The 18,693-nt window shown below is 67.8% G+C and carries 17 protein-coding genes; 4 read left to right on the top strand and 13 right to left on the bottom strand.

Features of this window, described 5'->3' with window-relative positions; translation table 11 throughout:
• Window positions 1-361 precede the first annotated feature (361 nt).
• Window positions 362-1,636: a tyrosine--tRNA ligase gene (tyrS, locus tag AU193_RS19745; RefSeq protein WP_064424044.1), complete on the bottom strand. Its 1,275-nt coding sequence runs from the start codon at window positions 1,634-1,636 to the stop codon at window positions 362-364.
• Window positions 1,637-1,654: 18 nt separating this feature from the next.
• Window positions 1,655-2,266: a DNA-3-methyladenine glycosylase gene (locus AU193_RS19740; RefSeq protein ID WP_064424043.1), complete on the bottom strand. Its 612-nt coding sequence runs from the start codon at window positions 2,264-2,266 to the stop codon at window positions 1,655-1,657.
• A gap of 84 nt (window positions 2,267-2,350) precedes the next feature.
• Here AU193_RS19740 and AU193_RS19735 point away from each other — a divergent pair, with 84 nt between their 5' ends.
• From AU193_RS19735 to AU193_RS19725, 3 genes are read left to right on the top strand one after another with little or no spacing between them, the layout of a single operon-like run.
• Window positions 2,351-3,124, top strand: a complete 774-nt coding sequence (locus AU193_RS19735) for an ABC transporter ATP-binding protein (protein WP_064424042.1) — start codon at window positions 2,351-2,353, stop codon at window positions 3,122-3,124.
• Complete coding sequence (locus tag AU193_RS19730; RefSeq protein ID WP_082683063.1) at window positions 3,049-3,876, top strand: ABC transporter permease; 828 nt, start codon at window positions 3,049-3,051, stop codon at window positions 3,874-3,876. Before AU193_RS19735 ends, AU193_RS19730 begins: the two co-directional genes overlap by 76 nt.
• Complete coding sequence (locus AU193_RS19725) at window positions 3,873-4,487, top strand: TetR/AcrR family transcriptional regulator (protein ID WP_064424041.1); 615 nt, start codon at window positions 3,873-3,875, stop codon at window positions 4,485-4,487. The genes AU193_RS19730 and AU193_RS19725 overlap by 4 nt, the downstream gene beginning before the upstream one ends.
• On the opposite strand, the gene AU193_RS19720 is transcribed toward AU193_RS19725, so the two are convergent.
• The 3 genes from AU193_RS19720 to AU193_RS19710 form a co-directional block, all read right to left on the bottom strand.
• On the bottom strand, window positions 4,470-4,694 hold the full coding sequence (locus AU193_RS19720) for a Trm112 family protein (RefSeq protein ID WP_172798372.1): 225 nt from the start codon (window positions 4,692-4,694) through the stop codon (window positions 4,470-4,472). The two genes, AU193_RS19725 and AU193_RS19720, sit on opposite strands and share 18 nt — an antisense overlap.
• Window positions 4,694-5,233, bottom strand: coding sequence for a hypothetical protein (locus tag AU193_RS19715; protein WP_064424039.1), 540 nt, complete (start codon window positions 5,231-5,233; stop codon window positions 4,694-4,696). Before AU193_RS19715 ends, AU193_RS19720 begins: the two co-directional genes overlap by 1 nt.
• Window positions 5,234-5,335: 102 nt before the next feature.
• Window positions 5,336-8,299, bottom strand: coding sequence for an acyl-CoA synthetase (locus AU193_RS19710; RefSeq protein WP_064424038.1), 2,964 nt, complete (start codon window positions 8,297-8,299; stop codon window positions 5,336-5,338).
• 101 nt (window positions 8,300-8,400) lie between these two features.
• Here AU193_RS19710 and AU193_RS19705 point away from each other — a divergent pair, with 101 nt between their 5' ends.
• Window positions 8,401-10,164: an ABC-F family ATP-binding cassette domain-containing protein gene (locus tag AU193_RS19705; RefSeq protein WP_064424037.1), complete on the top strand. Its 1,764-nt coding sequence runs from the start codon at window positions 8,401-8,403 to the stop codon at window positions 10,162-10,164.
• Here AU193_RS19705 and argH read toward each other — a convergent pair.
• From argH to argC, 8 genes are all read right to left on the bottom strand, one after another.
• Complete coding sequence (argH, locus tag AU193_RS19700) at window positions 10,161-11,570, bottom strand: argininosuccinate lyase (protein WP_064424036.1); 1,410 nt, start codon at window positions 11,568-11,570, stop codon at window positions 10,161-10,163. The genes AU193_RS19705 and argH overlap by 4 nt on opposite strands.
• A 108-nt stretch (window positions 11,571-11,678) precedes the next feature.
• Entirely contained in the window at window positions 11,679-12,881 is a 1,203-nt protein-coding gene (locus AU193_RS19695; RefSeq protein ID WP_064424035.1) for an argininosuccinate synthase, read from the bottom strand.
• The gene (locus tag AU193_RS19690) at window positions 12,881-13,375 is read right to left on the bottom strand and encodes an arginine repressor (RefSeq protein WP_064346271.1); all 495 of its coding nucleotides are present in this window, start codon (window positions 13,373-13,375) and stop codon (window positions 12,881-12,883) included. Before AU193_RS19690 ends, AU193_RS19695 begins: the two co-directional genes overlap by 1 nt.
• Before the next feature lie 67 nt (window positions 13,376-13,442).
• Entirely contained in the window at window positions 13,443-14,387 is a 945-nt protein-coding gene (gene argF, locus AU193_RS19685) for an ornithine carbamoyltransferase (RefSeq protein WP_064424034.1), read from the bottom strand.
• On the bottom strand, window positions 14,384-15,565 hold the full coding sequence (locus AU193_RS19680; RefSeq protein WP_064424033.1) for an acetylornithine transaminase: 1,182 nt from the start codon (window positions 15,563-15,565) through the stop codon (window positions 14,384-14,386). The genes argF and AU193_RS19680 overlap by 4 nt, the downstream gene beginning before the upstream one ends.
• Complete coding sequence (gene argB, locus AU193_RS19675) at window positions 15,562-16,434, bottom strand: acetylglutamate kinase (protein ID WP_064424032.1); 873 nt, start codon at window positions 16,432-16,434, stop codon at window positions 15,562-15,564. Before argB ends, AU193_RS19680 begins: the two co-directional genes overlap by 4 nt.
• On the bottom strand, window positions 16,431-17,636 hold the full coding sequence (argJ, locus tag AU193_RS19670) for a bifunctional glutamate N-acetyltransferase/amino-acid acetyltransferase ArgJ (protein ID WP_064424031.1): 1,206 nt from the start codon (window positions 17,634-17,636) through the stop codon (window positions 16,431-16,433). Before argJ ends, argB begins: the two co-directional genes overlap by 4 nt.
• Entirely contained in the window at window positions 17,633-18,682 is a 1,050-nt protein-coding gene (gene argC, locus AU193_RS19665) for an N-acetyl-gamma-glutamyl-phosphate reductase (RefSeq protein ID WP_064424030.1), read from the bottom strand. The genes argJ and argC overlap by 4 nt, the downstream gene beginning before the upstream one ends.
• Window positions 18,683-18,693 lie beyond the last annotated feature (11 nt).

Here is an 18,693-nt window from a genome sequence, read left to right as displayed (position 1 = left end):
AAAACAGGGCATGGCAAAAAACAACAACAAACAAAAACCACCAAACACACTATTGAGTTCTCAAACAACACACCCGCACGACCGCGCCACCAGCCCGCGGCTTTGAAGCCGCGTACTCGTAGTGCGGACGCTCAGGAACCCACCGAAGTGGGACTTCCCTCTGGGAGTCGCCGCGCTCTTCGGGCTTGGCCCGTGTCGCAGCGACGAGTCCATAAGTTACGTGAGGGAAAAGTAGGAGTCAAATGGCCTGATAGAACGGGTTTTTCATCTCGACACCCGTCACGCGCACCGGGGTGCGTTGGCTCCTACCGAGAGATCCAACGTTTCACGCGCCGCCGTTGTTCCCGCAGCGGTCGAGCCTTCAGGCCACCCGTTCGATGCCCGCGATGTTGCGCTTGCCGCGACGCAGCACGAGCCATCGGCCATGCAGAAAATCGCTGGGCTGCGGAACCCATTCCTCGCCGTCGACCCGGGCGTTGTTGACATAGACACCGCCCTCGGCGACGGTGCGCCTGGCCGCGCCCTTGCTCGGGGAGAGCCCACTGGCCACAAGCAGGTCGACGATGGTTTCGGAACCGCCCGGCTTCAGTTGAGCGACCGCGGCCTCGCGCAACGCCGCACCGAGCGTCGGCTCGTCCAGTTCTGTCAGTTCGGCCCGGCCGAACAGGGCCTGGCTGGCGTGTTCGACGGACTGCGTGGCGGCCTCGCCGTGCACCAACGTGGTGAGCTCCCGCGCCAGTCGCCGCTGCGCAGCACGTTCATGGGCCCGCTCAGCGGTGGCCTGTTCCAGTTCGGCCAACTCGTCGGGCGGAAGGAAGGTGAACCAGCGCAGATAATTGACGACGTCCGCATCGGCGGTGTTGATGAAGTACTGGTACCAGGCGTAGGGGCTCGTCATCTGCGGGTCGAGCCACAGGCTGCCGCCTCCGGTCGACTTACCGAATTTCTTGCCCTCGGAGTCGGTCACCAACGGCGTGGTCAGGGCATGCACCGTGGCTCCGTCCTTCTGGCGGACCAGCCTGACCCCGGCGATGATGTTGCCCCACTGGTCGGAACCCCCGATCTGCAGTGAGCAGTCGTAGCGCCGGTGCAACTCCACATAGTCGTTGGCTTGCAGCAGCATGTAGCTGAATTCGGTGTAGGAGATGCCCTCACCTTCGAGCCGACGGCGAACGGTGTCGCGGTCGAGCATCACGTTGACCGAGAAGTACTTGCCGACGTCGCGCAGGAACTCGATCGCCGACAGCGGACCGGTCCACGACAGGTTGTTCTCGATGACGGCGCCGGTGCCGGTGTCGTCGAACTCGACGAAGCGCTCGAGTTGGCCGCGGATCCGGTCTGCCCAGTCCGCCACGGTGTCGGCGGTGTTCAACGTGCGCTCCCCGGTGTCGCGGGGGTCGCCGATCATGCCGGTGGCGCCGCCTGCGAGAACGATGGGCCGATGGCCCGCCTGCTGAAAACGGCGCAGCGTCAACAGCGGAATGAGATGGCCCGCATGCAGGCTCGGGGCGGTCGGGTCGAAGCCCGAATAGACGGTGACGGGCCCGGCCGCGAGTGCCTCGGCCAGCGCGTCGCGGTCGGTGGATTGCGCGATCAGGCCGCGCCACTCCAATTCGTCGAGGATCGACGTACCCATGCGTGCGATCTTTCCGTACTAGTCGCTTTCTCCGGGAGCCGGTGCCCGTGGGCTGCGCCGATACGCAGACACCTCGGGCCGGCCCGCCAGCCAGAATCGCCAGGGACGGTCAGCGGCCTTGCTCACGCCGACCCGCGGGCCTTCGGCGGCGACGTGCCGCTCGCCGAGCGTCAAATGGACCGCGCTGCCCGGGTCGAGGATGTCGATTCCGTTGTCTTCCATCGTGATTCCCAGCGCTGAGCACAGGTTGCCCGGTCCCCGGGCCAGCGCGGCGGGACGGACCGACTCGCCGCGGCGGGCATGCGCGGTGCTCAGGCCCGCTTCGATGGCGGCGGCCCTGAGCAATACGGCACCCGCCACGCCGTCGCTCGCGCAGACGATGTTCGCGCAGACGTGGATGCCGTGGCTGCGATAGGTGTACAGCCGGCCGGGCAGACCGAACATCACGCGGTTGCGCGGTCCCGGTCCCCGGTACGAATGGGCGGCGGCGTCCGGCCACGGTCCATCCGGTGGCCCGCCGTAGGCCTCGACCTCGACGACCATCGCGCTGACCCCGCGCGCGGTGAGGTAGGCGCCGAGCAGTCGTCGGGCGGCGGTCACCGGGTCGACCGACAAGAGTTCAGCGGTCAACGTCGGCCCGCGCTTCTGGATTCATCGGTGGAGATCCTACGGAGGGCCTTGACTTATCCCGGCAGCGTGAAGGATATTCATCATATGATGACTTCATCAAGCGATGAATTCTCTGGACGCGATGCCACCCCGGCCGTCGACATCGAGAATCTGCGAGTCATCCGTGGCAATCGCCTGGCCCTCGACGGAATCACGGTGACCATCCCCCCCGGCACGATCACCGCCCTGCTGGGTCCTTCGGGCTGCGGCAAGACGACGCTGATGCGAAGCATCGTCGGCACTCAGATGGTCGATTCCGGCACGGTGACGGTGCTCGGTGAACCAGCCGGCTCGGCCGCCCTACGTCACCGCGTCGGCTACGTCACCCAGAACCCCACCATCTACGACGACTTACGGGTCATCGACAACGTCCGCTACTTCGCCGCGCTGTATGGCACCGGCGCCGACTCCGCCGACGATGCCGTAATCGCCGTCGGACTCGCCGACCATCGAACCGCGTTGTGCGCCAACCTTTCCGGAGGACAGCGCACACGCGTGTCGCTGGCCTGCGCGTTGGTCTCGCATCCGGATCTGCTCGTGCTCGACGAACCCACTGTCGGCCTCGATCCCGTGCTTCGCGTCGATCTGTGGGAGCAGTTCCACCGGCTGGCAGCGCAAGGCACCACCCTCCTGGTCTCCAGCCACGTCATGGATGAGGCCGACCACTGTGGCGAGTTGCTGCTCATGCGCGACGGTCGACTGCTCGCTCACAGCACGCCCGCGAAGCTACGAGAGGACAGCGGATGTCAATCACTGGAGGAAGCGTTTCTGTCCGTCATCACGCACAGCATCGACGCTCCCAAGGCCGAAGCCGGCTGAGCCTTCAGGCGTATCTCGCGACCACCGGTCGCATCCTGCGGCAGTTGGCGGCCGACCACCGCAGCGTCGCGATGATCCTCGTCGTACCGAGCCTCATCATCACGCTGCTCTACTTCATGTTTGACAATGCACCGCATCCACCCGGTGCGCCCTCTCCATTCAACAACGCCTGCCTGATCATGCTCGGCGTGTTCCCGCTGGTCGTGATGTTCCTGATCACGTCGATAACGATGCAGCGGGAACGGGTTTCGGGCACTCTGGAGCGGATACTGACCACTCCCCTGCGCCGGCTCGACCTCCTCGCCGCGTACGGCACCGCCTTCTCGATCGCGGCCGCAGCCCAGGCCACGCTCGCATGTCTGGTCTCCTACGCGTTCCTCGGCCTGCACACCGAAGGCAGCCCGGTGTGGGTGTTCGCAATCGCGATCATCAACGCCGTCCTCGGCGTCGGCCTCGGACTGCTCTGTAGCGCGTTCGCACGCACCGAGTTTCAGGCCGTTCAGTTCATGCCGGTGGTGATCGCCCCGCAACTTCTGCTGTGCGGGATCATCGTGCCGCGCGACGTACTGCCGGAGTGGTTGCAGTGGATCAGCAATGTACTGCCCGCAAGTTACGCTCTGGAGGCGCTGCAACAGGTTGGGGCGTACGCCGAACCGACGTTCACCGTGGTGCGCGACACCGCGGTGGTCATCGGATTCGCGGTCGTCGCGCTTTGCCTGGCAGCGGCCACGCTACGACGAAGGACTCCGTGACCACCAACGCCGAACGCAAGCGGCCGGGCCGGCCGCCCGGGCCGTCAGACACCCGGGAACGGATCCTGAACAGCGCGCGGGAGTTGTTCGCGCGCAACGGAATCGACAAGACTTCAATACGCGCGATCGCCGCGGCCGCGGGTGTGGACCCCGCGCTGGTGCATCACTACTTCGGAACCAAGACCCAGCTGTTCGCCGCGGCGATCCACATTCCGATCGATCCCATGCAGGTCATCGGCCCGCTACGGCAGGTCCCCGTCGAAGAGATCGGCCGCACGCTACCGTCTCTCCTGCTGCCGCTGTGGGATTCCGAGCTGGGCAAGGGTTTCATCGCGACCCTGCGATCGATCCTCGCCGGCAATGACACCTCCTTGGTGCGGTCGTTCTTCGAGGAGGTGATCACCAGAGAAGTCGGTTCGCGGGTGGACGTTCCCCCGGGTAGCGGACCGGTCCGCGTGCAGTTCGTCGCCTCGCAGTTGCTGGGCGTGGTGATGGCCCGCTACATCCTCGAACTCGAGCCGTTCAAATCTCTGCCGGTGGACCGAATCGTCGAAACGATCGCGCCTAACCTGCAGCGCTACCTCACCGGTGAGCTACCCGACGTCACCTGACGTGCGGTCCAGCATCCGCTTATGCTCGGCGTCGTCGGTGATGTCGACGGCCTCGTCGATCAGCAGCACCGGGATGCCGTCGTCGATGCGATACGCCCGGCGCAGCCGCGGGTTGTAGAGGTATTCGTCGCCGACGAGCAGCAAGGGACCCCGGTCCTGCGGGCAGACCAGGATGTCGAGCAGCTTCTCGTCGAGGGCCACGGGGATCAGCCGGCCGGGAGGGGCATGGCGGGCGTGACGGGGATCCCCGCGATGGATCCGCCGCCGGCAGCGGCCTCCTGCGCGGCGCGTGCCTGCATCTTGCGCTGGTGGGTGATCGTTTCCTTGAGCGCTTCGACGAGCGGCGTCTGATTCGGCCGGTACTCGAGGGCGTTCTCGAGTGCGACGGCGTTCGCGTTCGACGGGCGAAAGCCCAGCTTGCGCAGCTTGACCGCGTCGTCGATCAGTATAGAGACCTGGCCGCCGCCGTCGCCCTGCCGGTACTCCTCGCTGATCATCTGGAGCACCTGGTCCGCGTTCACCTTCGGCGCGGCCTCGTCGTCCTTGTTGCAGTCGTCGCCGGTGCATGGCGTCTTCGGGCCGTCGGCCTGAGGCGCTTCGGTTTCGACCGTCGGCTCGGCGGGCTGCGCCGCCGCCGTCGGAGCTGCGACACCGGCCAGCAGACCGACCGTCAACACGCCCCCGGCCATACCGCTGATGACGAGGCGGCGCCAGATGGCGCGCGGGGTACCGGTTCGCGATGTCATCAATCCTCCAGGTCGGTGGCGCGGTGGCCGGACCGCCGACTCACCGCAAGCGGGAGCCTAACAGCGCTCGCGCCTTGCAGCAGATCGTCGAGACCGGCCCCGCTACCGGCCTTCGACGATCTCGGCCCGGACCGCCACGGTCAACCGCTTGTAACGATTCGTATCGGGGTCGAGGTACCACGCGTTACGCGACGGCTTCGGAACGCCCTCGGCCCGCAGCGGACTGACCAGCGGTCGGTACGACGCGCTGAGCGCCATCCTCGGCACCACGTGCACGATGTCGGGCGGTTCGCCGACCGCCAGGTCCGCGAGTGCCTCGGACAGGTCGGCAGACGGGATGCTGCCGCCGGGTCGCACCTCCAGGGCGGTGATGGCCAGCTGCCGTCCGTTGGCCGGCACCCCGTAGGTGACCGCGAGGTCGACCGCCCCGATGCAGCCGACCGCGTCGTTGACGGTCGACGCGTAGACGCAACCACGGTCGGTGTGGATGACGACTCCGCGACTGTCGACCATCCAGTAGTCGCCGTCGTCGTCGCGGCGAAAAAGGTACTCCGTGGACACCCAGGTGTCGGCCGGGGCGAAGACCCCCCGCTTGATGGGGGCCGTCGGGTCGACCGGACCGCGCGGGCGGGCGAGCAGCACACCGACCTCGTTGGTCTCGGCGCGGCGGACGAAGCCCTGCTCGTCCTCCAGAATCAAGTCCTCGGAGGGGTCATAGGCCGCCAGCGCCAGTTCGCGTCCACCCGGTAGCGGACGGCCCTTGCTGCCGATCTTTGCGCCGGACACGTTGGCCAGCACCGCTTGTCCGTCCGTGGTGGCGAAGAACTCGACGACGTGTGCCGGTTCGAAGATCTCCACCACACGCTTCCACAGCCCGGTCGGCATGCCGGAACCGATGAACAACCGCACCGGATGACTGCCGTACAACGCGAACGACGGGTCGTCGATGACGTCGCGGAGCATCGCCCACGTATAGCTGACGACCGTGACGCCGTATTGGCGAATCTCGTTGAGGAACCGGTCGGGCCGCAGGCCGCGCGACAGCGCGATCCGCGAGCCGCCGACGGCGGCACCGCCGATCGCAACCAGCAGGCCGGACTGGTGGTGCAGCGGCGTCAGGCAGTACACGGTGTCGCTGCGGCTGAGGTTGGCCGCCGACGCGGTGCCGAACGCCGAGATCGCCCACCGGGCGTTCGTGATCTGCCTGGCGACCAACTCGCCGCCGACCGAACTGAACCCGATGAAGGCGAGGTCGCGGGCGAGACCAGGATTCGGCCGGTACCACCCCGGCAGGTCGACGGCGTCCGGATCGATCTTCTCCATGTCGATGACGTCGCTGTCCTCGGGAACGTCGAGGTCGCGGGCCTCACCGCCGCCGAGCACCAGCACCCGCATGTCGAGTCGCCGGGCGGCTTCGAGGTTGCTGGGGTCGGCGATGATGTCCGACACCGAGCCCAGCCGCGCAGCGGTGGGCAGATCGGCGTCAGGCGGCATCAGCACCGCGACGGCGCCCAGACGCGACAGCGCCGCGATCGCCACCAGCGCGCTGGGCCGGGTCTCCATCAGAACGCCGACGTGCGCGCCTTGGCGCACCCCGACCTCGATGAGGCCGCGGACGACGTTGTTGATGCGCCGGTCCACGGCCTCGTAGGTGTGTACTCGACCGTCGAACAGCAGGCAGTCGCCGCGCGGGAAGTCGCGGGCCTGTTCGGACATGATCCGGCCGAACGAGATTCGGGTGTGCTCGTTGATCTGGCCGAGTCGCGCCAGGCGCGGCAGCGTACGCGCCGTTTCGACGGCCAGGGCCCTGGCTGATTTGTTCGCGCTCACAACGGCATCGGCCGCCGAGCGGGCGAAGGTCCATGCCATCTCGGTGGCCGCGGCGGTGCCGTGCGCAAGGCGCGAGCTGAGTGAAACGCCGGACTCGTTGGGTTCTGCCTGCTGCAGCGCCATCGGGTTGACACCCTCGGGCCGTTCGCCGGAGCCGTCGAGCCACTTGACCCACTGCGCCACGGCCGGCCACGTCTGGCTGGAGGCCTTCGATCCGACGACAAGCCCGAAATGCCCTGCGCGGATCAGGAATTCGTAGACATCGGCCTTCGGAGCGGCACGCTTGATGCCGCGCACTGAGGCCGGCTGGCCGATGTCGTCGACCTCGCCGACCACGGCCAGCACCGGACACTCGATATCCGACAGCGTGACCAGGTCACCGTGGATGGAGAAGCCGCCGCTCATCATCCGGTTGTGCGCGATGAACTGTTTCAGCAACTCGGCGATGGCGGGTCCCGACCACGCGATCCAGCCTTCGGACGCCAGGAACCGGCGTTGCTGCTCGCGGGGCAGCAGGGCTTCGCGATCATGGAGCTGACGAAGGAAGTCGATGCGCGACTGGGCTGTCTTGATCGGGTCGAGCATCTGGAAGCCGGTGCGGGCGAGCCAGCCCGGGATGTCGATCCGGTTGAACACGTGGTCGGCCATGAAATCCGCGGCCGCAGGCGCGATGCTGGCGGGCAGGTTCATGGGGAGCGCTGCCAGGGTGTCGACCGGCGAGCCGAAGGCGATGATGCTCGCGAGGTCCTTCGACCGGCGGTAGGCGGCGACCTGGTAGGCGAACATCCCACCCTGTGAGTAGCCGGCGAGGTGCACGTCACGGCCGGTGATCTCTTTGACGGTGTCGATGGCCTCGCTCAACGCGACGACGTGGTCGGCCAGCGTGCGTTCCATCCCGCCTTCGACCTTGTCGGGCGAGCCGAAGTCGATGACCCACGGGTCGATGCCCGCATTGTGCAGGATGCCCACGGCGCCCTCGTCGCGGGTGACGTCCCACATGTCGGCGGACATCATCATCGGATGCACCATCAGCACGGGTGGACCGGGCGGCTTGGCGCCCGGCCTCGTGTCGGGCGGGAAATAGCGCCGCAGCCGATACATCGGCACGCTCTGGATGATCTGGAACGGCGATGGCACGGCGCCGGTCTCCAGACCGCCGTAGCGCAGCACCTCCAGCCCGTTCTGCGCGGTTGCCACCAGTCGTCCGACCGGCTTGGTTATCGGCGACAGATCCACACCGCACGCTCCCCTTCTGACCGACGTCAAACCCCCGAAATTGGCCGACGTCATCATGGCACAGGGCCCGCCCGGCAGGGCCGACCTATCATCGGCGGCTGATGGCGAACCTGATCAATGTCGAGCGCGCGACCGTCGGCTATGGCACCCGCACGCTTCTCGACGGGGTCAGTCTGGGCATCGACGAAGGTGACGCGATCGGTGTCGTCGGGCGCAACGGCGACGGTAAGACCACGCTGTTGCAGATTTTGACGCGAACACGGGAGCCGGATTCGGGGCGGGTGACCCACACCTCGGGTCTGTCGGTGGGCTACCTGCGACAAAGTGACGACTTCGGCGCCGGTGCCACCGTGCGCGACGTTATCGTCGGCGGCCGCCCCGATCACGTGTGGGCCGCCGAACCCGAGACCCGCGACGTCGTCTCACACTTGTTGGCCGATGTCTCCCTCGACAATGGGGTGGGTCGACTCTCCGGTGGGGAGCGGCGCCGGGTGGCGCTGGCCGCGTTGCTGATCGCCGGCCATGACGTCCTCGTGCTCGACGAACCGACCAACCACCTCGACGTCGAGGTGATCGGATGGCTGGCCGCCCACCTCAACCGGCGTCGGGCCAAGGCCCTGGTGATGGTGAGCCACGACCGCTGGTTTCTCGACGCGGTCTGCACCAGGACGTGGGAGGTGCACGCCGCCAGCGGAAAAGGCACGGTCGACGGCTACGACGGCGGTTACGCCGCCTACGTGCTCGCGCGGGCCGAGCGGATGCGGCTAGCGGCCGGCGCCGAGGCGCGCAGGCAGAACCTCATGCGCAAAGAGCTGGCGTGGCTGCGGCGCGGCCCGCCGGCGCGGACGTCGAAACCGAAGTTCCGCATCCAGGCCGCCAACGAGTTGATCGCCAACGAACCGCCGCCGCGCGACTCCCTGGTTCTGCAGCGGTTCGCCTCCACGCGGCTGGGCAAGGACGTGTTCGACCTGCACCGGGTGCGGCTCGAGGTGGGTGACACCGTGGTGCTGGACAAACTCGACTGGTCGATCGGACCCGGCGCGCGCATCGGCTTGGTCGGTGTGAACGGCACGGGCAAGACGTCGGTATTGCGCCTGCTGGCAGGTGAGCTCACTCCGACGGCGGGTACGATCAAACGGGGCGCGACGCTGAAGATCGGCTACCTCAGCCAGGCGCTGGCCGAACTCGATGGCAGCGACCGGGTGCTCGACGCGGTCGAGGACCGGCGACGGATCACCCAGCTGGCGGGTGGCGGCGAGATCAGCGCCGACACGTTGTTGCGGGACTTCGGGTTCACCGGCGACAAGCTGACCGCGCGGGTGGCGGAGCTCTCGGGTGGTGAACGACGCAGGCTGCAGTTTCTGCGGTTGCTGCTCGACGAGCCGAACGTGCTGTTGCTCGACGAGCCCACCAACGACCTCGACATCGACACGTTGACCGTCATCGAGGACTACCTGGACGGCTGGCCCGGCACGCTGATCGTCGTCACCCACGACCGCTACTTCCTCGAACGGGTTTCCGACGTCACCTACGCCCTGACAGGCGCTGGCCGCTGCGAGCTGTTGCCGGGCGGCATCGAGCAGTATCTGGCGGACCGTGCGGCGGGTGCGTCACCGCCGGCTCCGGCGTCGTCGGCCCCGCAAGGAGAGACCGCATCGGCGCGGGAGCGACGCACCGGCAAGGAGATGGCGCGCATCGAGGGGCAGCTGGAGAAGCTCGAATCGCGCATCGCCGAGTTGCACGAGTCGATGGCCGAGGCGGCCGCGGACCACGTCCGGCTGGGCGCGCTCAACGATGAGTTGCGAGAGTTGTTGGCACGCAAGGAATCGCTCGAAGACGCCTGGTTGGCCGCGGCGGAGCGCTAACGCAGTCGCAGCCGAAGCCGACTGGCCGTCTCCCGCACCACGCTCAGTTGCTTGGCGACCTGGATAGGTGCGGTGCCGCCGCGCGCATCGCGAGAGTCCACGGATCCTTCGACGGTCAAGATCTCACGCACCTGTGGGATCAGCTCCGGGTGGATCTCGGCGAGTTCGGTGTCCTCGAGATCCTCTAGTCCGACGCCGCGCGCCTCCGCGGCGCGCACCGCGGCACCAGCAGCCTCGTGCGCGATCCGGAACGGAACTCCCCGGCGCACAAGCCATTCGGCGATGTCGGTGGCGAGGGTATAGCCCAGCGGCGCGAGCTCGGTCATCCGGTCGACGTCGAAGCGCAGCGTCGCCACCAGCCCGGTCATGGCCGGTAACAGCAGCTCCAGTTGCGCCACGGAGTCGAACACCGGTTCCTTGTCCTCCTGCAGGTCCCGGTTGTAGGCCAGCGGCTGCGCCTTCAGCGTCGCCAGCAGCCCGGTGAGGTTGCCGATCAACCGGCCGGACTTGCCGCGGGCGAGTTCCGCGATGTCCGGGTTCTTCTTCTGCGGCATGATCGAGCTACCGGTCGACCAGGCGTCATGCAGGGTGACGTAGCTGAATTCGGTTGTGCTCCAGAGGATGATGTCCTCGGCCAGCCTCGACAGGTCGACGCCGATCATCGAGAACACGAACGCCGCCTCGGCGGCGAAGTCGCGCGATGCGGTGGCGTCTATCGAATTCTCGGCGGCGGCGTCGAAACCGAGCTCCTCGGCGATCGCGTCGGGATTCAAACCCAGAGACGAGCCGGCCAGGGCGCCGGACCCGTAGGGTGACACCGCCGCTCGCTTGTCGAAGTCCGCCAGTCGGTCGACGTCGCGCAGCAGCGGATGCGCATGCGCCAGCAGGTGATGAGCGAGGAGGACGGGTTGCGCGGACTGCAGATGCGTCTTGCCCGGCATGATCGCGGTTGGGTGTGCCGCCGCCTGGGTCGCCAACGCGTCGACGACCTGCAGAGCGCCGTCGGCGACACGCCTGATCGCGTCGCGCAGCCACATCCGAAACAATGTGGCCACCTGATCATTTCGCGACCTGCCGGCGCGTAGCCGACCGCCGAGTTCTGCTCCGACCCGGTCGATCAGGCCGCGTTCGAGCGCGCCGTGCACGTCCTCGTCGGTGACCAGCGGGCCGAAGCTGCCGTCCGCTACGTCTTTGGCCAGGCTGTCGAGACCCGCGAGCAGTCCGTCTCGCTGTTCGTCGGTCAACAGACCGGCATCGTGCAATACCTGCGCGTGCGCCTTGGACGCGCGGATGTCGTAAGGCGCCAGCACCCAGTCGAAATGTGTCGACTTCGACAACGCGGCAAGCGCGTCGGACGGACCGTCGGAGAACCGTCCGCCCCACAGCGAGCCTTCGTTGGTGCTCATCGCAGATCGCTCATCTCGGGTCACTCACCGTGCCGCGAGCGACCGCGGTTGTACGCGCGCGACCGGCGTGTCGAGGGGCAAACACGGTCGCTCGCGGTGGTGCGGGGATCACTGGCCGGCCAAGTCTCGCCGGGCGGCGATGCTCGACGACAGACCGTGGATCTGTACGAAACCGCGGGCCGCGGACTGGTCGAACGTGTCGCCCTCGTCGTAGGTGGCGAGGTTGAAGTCGTAGAGCGACTCGGCGCTGCGGCGGCCGTTGACCGCGATGTGTCCGCCGTGCAGCACGAGCCGGACCTCCCCGGTCACATGCTCCTGGGTCGTGGCGACGAAGGACTCGAGCGCGGTCTTCAGCGGCGAGTACCAGAGCCCGTCGTAAACCAACTCGCCCCACTTCTGGTCGGTGTGGCGCTTGAACCGGCCGAGTTCCCGCTCAAGGGTCACGTGTTCCAGTTCGGTGTGAGCGGTGATCAACACCATCGCGCCCGGCGCCTCATAGATCTCGCGACTCTTGATGCCGACCAACCGGTCTTCAACGACGTCGAGCCTGCCGACACCCTGTTCGCCGGCCCGGCGGTTCAGCTCCTCGATGGCCTGCAGGACGGTCACGGGACGTCCGTCGATCGACACCGGTACTCCGCGTTCGAATCCGATGATCACCTCGTCGGGTGTGCTCCAGTTGACCGTCGGATCCTCGGTGTAGTCGTAGACATCCTTGGTGGGCGCATTCCACAGATGCTCGAGGAACCCCGTCTCGACGGCACGCCCCCAGACGTTCTGATCGATCGAGAACGGCGAGCGCTTGGTGACGTTGATCGGGATCGCGTTCTCCTCGGCGAACGCGATCGCCTTCTCCCGCGTCCACGCGTAGTCACGCACCGGCGCCAGCACCTTCAGATCCGGTGCCAGCGAAGCGAACCCGACCTCGAAGCGGACCTGGTCGTTGCCCTTTCCGGTGCAGCCGTGCGCGACCGTGCCACCGCCGTGCTCGCGTGCAGCGGCCACGAGGTGCTTGACGATCAGCGGTCGGCTCAGTGCCGAGACCAGCGGATAGCGGTCCATGTACAGCGCGTTCGACTGGATCGCGGGCAGGCAGTACTCGTCGGCGAACTCGTCCTTGGCGTCGACGACCACGGCCTCCACGGCGCCGCAGTCGAGTGCGCGCTTGCGGACGACCTCCATGTCCTCGCCACCCTGACCGAGATCGATTGCGACGGCGACGACCTCGCGCCCGGTCTCCTTGCCGATCCAGCTGATCGCCACCGAGGTGTCCAGGCCACCGGAATAGGCCAGGATGACGCGTTCGGACATCAGCAGGTCTCCTTTTGACGAATGCTCTCGAGTTTCGTTGCCAGTTCGGCGCCGGTCATCGGTTCACGGGCGACGACCAGGATGGTGTCGTCGCCCGCGACGGTACCGACGACGAACGGGAGTGCCGCGCGGTCCATCGCGCTGGCAAGGTAGTGGGCCGCCCCCGGCGGGGTGCGCAGGATGGCCAGATTGCCGCTGGCGTCGGTCGACACGAGCAACTCGGCCAACAACCGCGACATCCGTTCGGTGCCACCGGAAACGCCGCGCACCGGGCTGCCGTCCTCGGGGACGATGTACACGCCGACACCGCCGTCGGCGCCGCGCAGTTTCACCGCGCCGAGTTCTTCCAGGTCGCGTGACAGCGTGGCCTGGGTGACCTCGATGCCCTCCTCGGCCAGCAGGGCGGCCAGTTCGGTTTGGCTGTGCACCGAGCGCGACGACAGGATCGCCACGATGCGGGCCTGCCGCCCGGCACGGGTCGCCGCGGATGTCATTGCTCGACTCCTGCTCGCTCCGGTCCTCGCTCCGCTGCGATCCTCACTCGCACTCGTCTTCGCGGCGTCATCGCTCGACTCCTGCTCGCTCCAGCAGCCACACCAGCAGTGCCTTCTGCGCGTGCAGGCGGTTCTCGGCTTCGTCCCACACCGCGCTCTGGTCCCCGTCGATGACGTCGTCGGTGATCTCTTCACCGCGATGCGCCGGAAGGCAGTGCAGCACAACAGCATTGGTGTCTGCACGCCGCAGCAGGGCGCCGTTGACCTGGTATGGCCGGAACGGCCCCACCCGGTCCAGGCCGTCGTTCTCCTGACCCATCGAGGTCCATGTGTCGGCGACCAGCACGTCGGCGCCGTCGGCCGCGGCGTGCGGGTCCTCGGTGATGGTGACGGTCGCACCGGTTTCCCAAGCCCGCTTCCGCGCGGCCTCGACGAAGTCCGAATGCGGCTGGAAGCCGGCCGGTGCCGCGACCGTCACATGTAGGCCTGCGGTGACCCCGCCGAGCATCAGCGAGTGTGCCATGTTGTTGGCACCGTCGCCGAGGTAGGACATCCGCAGACCCGAGAGGCTGCCTTTTCGCTCGGCGAGCGTCTGCAGATCGGCCAGCACCTGGCAGGGGTGGAACTCGTCGGACAACGCGTTGACGATGGGCACGCTCGCCCCCGCCGCCATCGCGGTCAGCCGGTCCTGTCCGAAGGTGCGCCACACGATCGCCTTGACGTAGCGCGAGAGGACCCGGCCGGTGTCCTGCAACGTCTCGTCGCGACCCAGCTGAGTGCTGCGGCCGTCGACGACGACGGCGTGGCCGCCGAGTTGGGCGATGCCCAGCTCGAACGAGAACCGGGTCCGCGTGGAGTTCTTGTCGAAGATCACCGCCACGCCGCTCGGCCCCTCCAGCGGGCGGCGGCTGAACGGCTGGGCCTTCAACTCGGCCGCGAGGGCGAGCACCTGGGCCTGCTCGTCGGGGTTCAGGTCGTCGTCACGCAGGAAGTGCCGGATGGTTGCGGTCATGATGTTGCGCCCTTTTCGAGGCCCGTGTCGAGGATCGCGGGAAGCGCGGTGAGGAAGTCGTCGACCTGAGGCTCGCTGATCACCAGCGGCGGGGCCAGCCGGATCACGTCGGGCGCCGCGGCGTTGACGAGGAAACCGGCATCGCGGGCCGCGGCCTCGACGGCCTTGGCGGCTTCAGCGCTCAGCACCACGCCGAGCAGCAGGCCGCGGCCACGGACGTGATCGATCAGCGGATGTCCGAGTGCCTCGATGCTCGTTGACAACGTCTTGCCGAGCACGTCGGCGCGGCTGATCAGGTCGTCCTCGGCCAGCACCCGCAGCACCGCGAGCGCGGCGGCGGTGCAGACGGGATTGCCGCCGAACGTGCTGCCGTGCAATCCCGGCGTCAGCAGCTCCGCGGTTCTGCTTGTCGCGATGCATGCGCCGATCGGCAGCCCACCGCCCAGCCCCTTGGCCAGGGTCATGATGTCGGGAGTGACCCCGTCGTGTTGATACGCGAAAAACGCTCCGGTGCGCCCCATTCCGGTCTGCACCTCGTCGAGAACCAGCAGTGCGTTGTGCTGCGCGGTGATCTCGCGGGCGGCGACGAGGTAACCCGCGGGCGGGACCACGACCCCGCCTTCGCCCATGATCGGCTCCAGGAACACCGCCGCGGTGTGGTCGTCAACAGCGGCCGCCAATGCATCGAGGTCGCCGTACGGCACATGGGTCACATCACCCGGCAGCGGCGCGAACGGCGCCTGCTTCGACGGCTGGCCGGTGAGCGCGAGAGACCCCATCGTGCGTCCGTGGAAAGCACCCTGCGCGGCAACGAGTTTCGTGCGCCCGGTGAGGCGTGTGATCTTGAAGGCGACTTCGTTGGCTTCGGTGCCGGAGTTGCAGAAGAACACCTTGGCCGGATGGCCGACGTGACCGACCAGCGCTTCGGCCAGCGCGACACCGGGTTCGGTGGCATACAGGTTCGACGTGTGGCCCAGCGTGTCGAGCTGAGCGGTCACCGCTTCGATCACCGCGCGGTTTCGGTGACCCAGGATGTTGACCGCGATGCCGCCGAGCAGGTCGAGGTAGGTCTTGCCGTCAACGTCGGTCACCACCGCACCGTCACCGCTGGCCAGCGCCAGCGGCGGGGTGCCGTAATTGTTCATCATCACGGCCTGCCACCGCTCCAGCAGACTCATGACCGCACCACTTTCGTCCCCGTCCCCTCGTCGGTGAGCAGTTCGACCAGCACGCAGTGCTCGACGCGGCCGTCGATGACATGTGCGCTCGGCACGCTGCCGGTGACCGCGCGCAGGCACGCCTCGATCTTCGGCACCATCCCCGCCTCCAGCGTCGGCAGCATCTGAGTCAGTGCGGCGGAGTCGATCTCGCTGACCAGCGAGCTGCGGTCGGGCCAGTTCGTGTACAGGCCCTCGACGTCGGTGAGCATCAGCAGTTTCTCGGCGCCCAGCGCCTCGGCCAACGCCGCGGCGGCGGTGTCGGCGTTGATGTTGTACACCACCCCATCAGCGTCGGGGGCGATGGTCGACACCACCGGAATCCGGCCGGCCGCAATGAGATCCAGCAGCGATCCGGCGTTGACTCTCTCGACGTCGCCGACCAGGCCGATGTCGGTGGCCACGCCGTCGACGGTCACGCTGCGCCGCACCGCGGTGAACAACTGGGCGTCCTCGCCGGTGACCCCCACCGCGTAGGGGCCGTGGGCGTTGATCAGACCGACCAGTTCCCGGCCGACCTGACCGAACAGCACCATGCGCACCACGTCGAGCACCTCGGGCGTGGTGACCCGGAACCCGCCCTTGAAATCGCCCTGGATTCCCAGGCGGTTGAGCATCGTGCTGATCTGCGGACCCCCGCCGTGGACGACGACGGGGTGCACACCGCAGTTCCGCAGGAAGACCATGTCGGCGGCGAACGCGGCCTTGAGCACGTCGTCGGTCATCGCGTTACCGCCGTACTTGATCACGACGATCTTGCCGTGCAGTTGTTTCAGCCACGGCAGCGCTTCGGCCAGAACCTTTGCCTTGATCGGGGTTTCGACGCTCATGAGCTGTACGCCGAGTTCTCTTCGACATAGCCGTGCGAGAGGTCGGTGGTGCGGATGGATGCCTGTGCCGTACCGACGCCGAGGTCGACGGTGACCTCGGTGTCGGCGCCGGAAAGATCGACCTCGCGGGCACCCGGCGCGCCCACCCCGTTCACGCACACCTCAGAGCCGTTGAACGACACCGTGATTCGGTCGGGTTCGAGCGTCACCGGTGCCATACCGACGGCGGCCACGACGCGGCCCCAGTTTGGGTCGGACCCGAACAGCGCTGTCTTGACCAGGCTGTCGCGGGCGACGACGCGGGCGGCGGTCAGTGCCTCGTCCTCCGACGCCGCGCCGGTCACGGCGACGGTGACGCGCTTCGTCACGCCTTCGGCGTCGGCCTGCAACTGCTGGCACAGGTCGTCGCACGCCCGCAGGATCGCCTCGTCGAGTTCGCTCTGGCTGGGGGTGATCGCGCTGGCGCCCGATGCCAGCAGCAGCACCGTGTCGTTGGTGGAACAGCTGCCGTCGACGTCGAGCCGGTCGAACGTGAGCGCCGCGGCGCGAGTCAGTGCGGTCTGCAGCGCTTCCGAACCGGCGGCGGCGTCGGTGGTGATCACGCACAGCATGGTGGCCAGCGACGGGGCGATCATGCCCGCGCCCTTGGCCATCCCGCCGACGGTCCAGTTGCCGGCGTGGTGCAGCGCGACCTGCTTGGGCACGGTGTCGGTGGTCATGATGGCCCGTGCGGCTTCCTCGCCGCCGGTGAGTCCACCCGCCAGCTCGTGCACGATCTCGGTCACGCCGCCAAGCACCTTGTCCATCGGCAGCCGGTCCCCGATCAGCCCGGTCGAACAGACCGCGACCTCGATCGCGCCGGTTTCGGTGCCCCAGTCGCTCAACGCTGCCGCGACCGCCTCGGCGGTCGCGTGGGTGTCCTGGAATCCTTGCGGTCCGGTGCAGGCGTTGGCGCCGCCGGAGTTCAGGATCACCGCGCGCAGACGGCCGGTGGTGAGCACCTGCTGACTCCACAGCACCGGCGCCGCCTTGACCTGATTGCGGGTGAACACGCCCGCGGCAGCGTAGTCGGGCCCCTCGTTGAACACCAACGCCAGGTCCAGCGCCCCGGATGCCTTGATGCCCGCGGCGATCCCGGTCGCGCGGAAGCCCTCGGGGGCGGTGACGCCCTGCGTGCGAAGCAGTCGGGTGTCAGTCGTCACGGTGCCATGCCCACGATCGAAAGCCCCTCGGTCTCGGGCCAGCCCAGCGCCAGGTTCATCGACTGCACCGCGGCCCCGCCGGTGCCCTTGACCAGATTGTCGATCGCGGCGACGGCGACCAACGTCTTCGCGTCGTCGTCGAGGGCGACCGCCAGTTGGGCGGCGTTGCTGCCGAGCACCGATCCCGTCTTCGGCAGTTGCCCTCCCGGCAGCAGGTGTACGAAGGGCTCGGCGTGGTAAGCCTTTTCGTAAGCGGCGCGGATCTCCGAGAGCCGGGCGTCGGTGTGCGCGGTGCAGGTGGCCAGGATGCCGCGAGAGGTGGGGATGAGCACCGGCGTGAACGATACGGTGATGTCCTTGTTGGTGACCGCGCGCAGGCCCTGGGCGATCTCCGGTGTGTGCCGGTGTTTGCCACCGATGTTGTAGGCCCGCGCGGATCCGATCACCTCGGCGCCGAGCAGATCGGTCTTGGCGGCCCGGCCCGCCCCCGAGGTGCCGCTGACCGACACCACGGTCACGGCCGGCTCGACGAGGTCTTCGGCAACGGCGGGCCACAGCGCCAGCAGGGCCGCGGTCGGATAGCAACCGGGCACCGCGATCCGCTTCGCACCGCGCAGCCGGTCGCGCGCACCAGGCAACTCGGGCAGTCCGTAAGGCCAGGTTCCGGCGTGCTCCGACCCGTAGAACCGCTCCCACGCCGCGGCGTCGGTGAGCCGGAAGTCGGCGCCGCAGTCCACGATCACGGTGTCGTCGCCCAGTTGTGCGGCCAGCTGAGCGGAATACCCGTGCGGCAACCCCAGGAAGACCACGTCGTGACCCCGTAGCACCTCTTCGTCGGTGGCTTGCAGCACGCGGTTGGCCAGCGGCAACAGGTGGGGATGGTGCTCGGCCAGCGGGGTGCCCGCGCTCGCGGCCGCGGTCAGCGCGCCGATCGTCAGCCGCCCGTCGGCATAGGCGGGATGACCGAGCAGGAGGCGTAGGATCTCACCGCCGGCGTAACCGCTGGCGCCCGCTACCGCGACTGAAACCATGCAGCGATTCTGCATGTTTATGCATA

The organism is Mycobacterium sp. GA-1285 (assembly GCF_001499905.1).
In the GTDB taxonomy this organism is placed as follows: domain Bacteria; phylum Actinomycetota; class Actinomycetes; order Mycobacteriales; family Mycobacteriaceae; genus Mycobacterium.
The sequence above is the reverse complement of the archived record's forward strand: the minus strand, read 5'-3'. Positions and strand labels throughout refer to the sequence as shown.